Origin of the sequence: Collinsella sp. HCP28S3_G2, assembly GCF_052065125.1 — a bacterium.
Lineage (GTDB): Bacteria > Actinomycetota > Coriobacteriia > Coriobacteriales > Coriobacteriaceae > Collinsella.
Genome location: NZ_JBQHUO010000029.1, coordinates 1 through 1,964 on the forward strand (window position 1 = coordinate 1; position 1,964 = coordinate 1,964).

Genomic DNA, 1,964 nt, shown 5'->3' on the forward strand with positions numbered 1-1,964 from the left:
GGGCGAGGACGAGAACCGCAAGCTCGACGAGCGCGTCCGCGCCTTCCTGACCCGCGGCGTGACCGGCGACACCGACATCAACGTCATCGACACCGCCGAGTTCGCGATCCCGGGCCTTGACGACGAGTTCCGCGTCATCGTGTCCCCGTGGATTCTGACGGTGCTCGTTACCGACCGCCTGGCTCGCTACTACGAGACGGTCACCAAGCACAACCTCAAGTATCGTCGCTACTATCACCAGTTCGACTACTAAAGAAAACGGGTGCGGGAACGCGCCGGGCTATTGAGAGGAACACAGAATGAGACAGTACATCATCGCCAGCCATGCGCACTTCGCTACCGGCATCAAGGAGAGCATCGAGCTGCTCTCGGGCGCTCGCGACAACGTCCACGATCTTTCGATGTTCGTCGATGGCCGCATGGACGTGGCCGAGGAGGCCCAAAAACTGCTGGCAGGCATGGCTGCTGACGATGATGTCGTTGTCTGCACCGACCTCTTTGGCGGCAGCGTCAACAACGAGTTCACCAAGATCGTCCAGACGCGTCCCCGCACGTACCTCGTTACCAACATGAACCTTCCTCTCCTCATCCAGCTGCTGTTCTCTGACGAGTCGGCGCCGGTTGAGGAGACGATTCGCGCCATCGTCGCTGCGGACGATACGCGCGTGAAGTTTGTCAACGACCTGTTGGTCGATGACGACGAGGAAGAAGAGTTCTAATCCGCAGCACCTACTGACACGCCGTAAGACGGCACAAGACCTTTGGGGGGTCACATTATGATTCAGCTACTTCGCGTCGACCATCGCCTGCTTCATGGCCAGGTCGCGGTCTCTTGGGTTCAGGGCCTCGGCTCCAACTGCATCTTCTGCGTGGGCGATAAGGTCGCTAACGACCCGGTGTGGAAGACGACGCTCAAGATGGGCAAGCCTGCCGGCTGCAAGCTCGTCATCAAGGATATGGCGAATGCCATCGAGGCCATTAACTCGGGTGTGACTGACAAATACAAGATGATTATCTGCGTCGCCACCATCGCTGAGGCAAAGCAGCTTGTTGAGGGCTGCCCGCAGATCAAGTCGGTCAACCTGGGCAACACCAAGCCCAAGGACGAGAAGCGCCCCGATGCTCGTCAGGTCTCTCGTCAGATCTTCCTGACTGCGGCCGAGGAAGCCGATGTGCGCGAGATGCTGAGCCGCGGCGTCGAGGTCGAGATTCGTCCTCTGGCCGACGACCCCAAGGTCGACTGCGCAAGCGTGCTCTAGGCGTTTAATTTCGAAGAGCCTGCGGGTTCTTCGTAGTGTCCTATTAGGAAAGGGGGATGTATGCTTACCCAAGCAATCCTCATCGGACTTATCGCCGCGTTTGGTAAGTTCGACTACCAGCTCGGTACGCTCTATGCGTTCCGCCCCATCGTCCTGTGCCCGCTCGTGGGCCTGGTGCTGGGGGACCTGCAGTCCGGCCTCGCGATCGGTGCGAGCCTGGAGCTGCTGTTCATGGGCTCGATCTCCATCGGTGCCTACGTGCCGCCCGATGAGACGATCGGCGGCGTGCTCGCCTGTGCCTTCGCTATCCAGCTGGGCCAGAGCACCGAGGCAGCCATCGCGCTCGCTATGCCCATCGCCACGCTGTGCCTTGCCATCAAGAACATCCTCAACGCCGCCCTGCCGATTTTGGTTGACCGCGCCGATGTTTTCTCTGCCCGGGGCAACCTTAAGGGCGTCTATGCGATGCACTTCCTGATCGGTTCCACCGGTATCATCATGGCGTTCCTGTTGTGCTCGCTGTCGTTCTATCTGGGTGCTGACGCTATCCAGGGCGTGCTCGACTTTATCCCCGACTTTGTCCTTGCTGGCTTTGGCGTTGCCGCCAACATCCTGCCTGCCATGGGCTTCGCCATGCTCGGCCGCCTGGTGCTCACCAAGCAGCTCGTGCCCTTCTACTTCCTGGGCTTCCTGCTGTGCTCCTAC

At 59.9% G+C, this 1,964-nt stretch carries 3 protein-coding genes and 1 pseudogene; all 4 read left to right on the forward strand.

Annotation, left to right across the window (positions count from 1 at the left end; genetic code table 11):
• A pseudogene (locus ACTNB2_RS08740) lies at positions 1 to 253 on the forward strand (SIS domain-containing protein); the annotation flags it as partial.
• A 46-nt stretch (positions 254 to 299) separates the two neighbouring features.
• Positions 300 to 719: a PTS sugar transporter subunit IIA gene (locus ACTNB2_RS08745; RefSeq protein ID WP_441042600.1), complete on the forward strand. Its 420-nt coding sequence runs from the start codon at positions 300 to 302 to the stop codon at positions 717 to 719.
• Between the two features lie 57 nt (positions 720 to 776).
• Positions 777 to 1,259: a PTS sugar transporter subunit IIB gene (locus tag ACTNB2_RS08750; RefSeq protein WP_427719850.1), complete on the forward strand. Its 483-nt coding sequence runs from the start codon at positions 777 to 779 to the stop codon at positions 1,257 to 1,259.
• A 60-nt stretch (positions 1,260 to 1,319) separates the two neighbouring features.
• A partial coding sequence (locus ACTNB2_RS08755; RefSeq protein WP_441044932.1) for a PTS mannose/fructose/sorbose/N-acetylgalactosamine transporter subunit IIC occupies positions 1,320 to 1,964 on the forward strand: 645 nt, incomplete at its 3' end.

What these genes read in the sequence shown, in the direction of transcription:
- ACTNB2_RS08750 (WP_427719850.1), top strand. Translation starts at nt 777, where the DNA reads ATGATTCAGCTACTTCGCGTCGACCATCGCCTGCTTCATGGCCAGGTC.
- ACTNB2_RS08745 (WP_441042600.1), top strand. Translation starts at nt 300, where the DNA reads ATGAGACAGTACATCATCGCCAGCCATGCGCACTTCGCTACCGGCATC.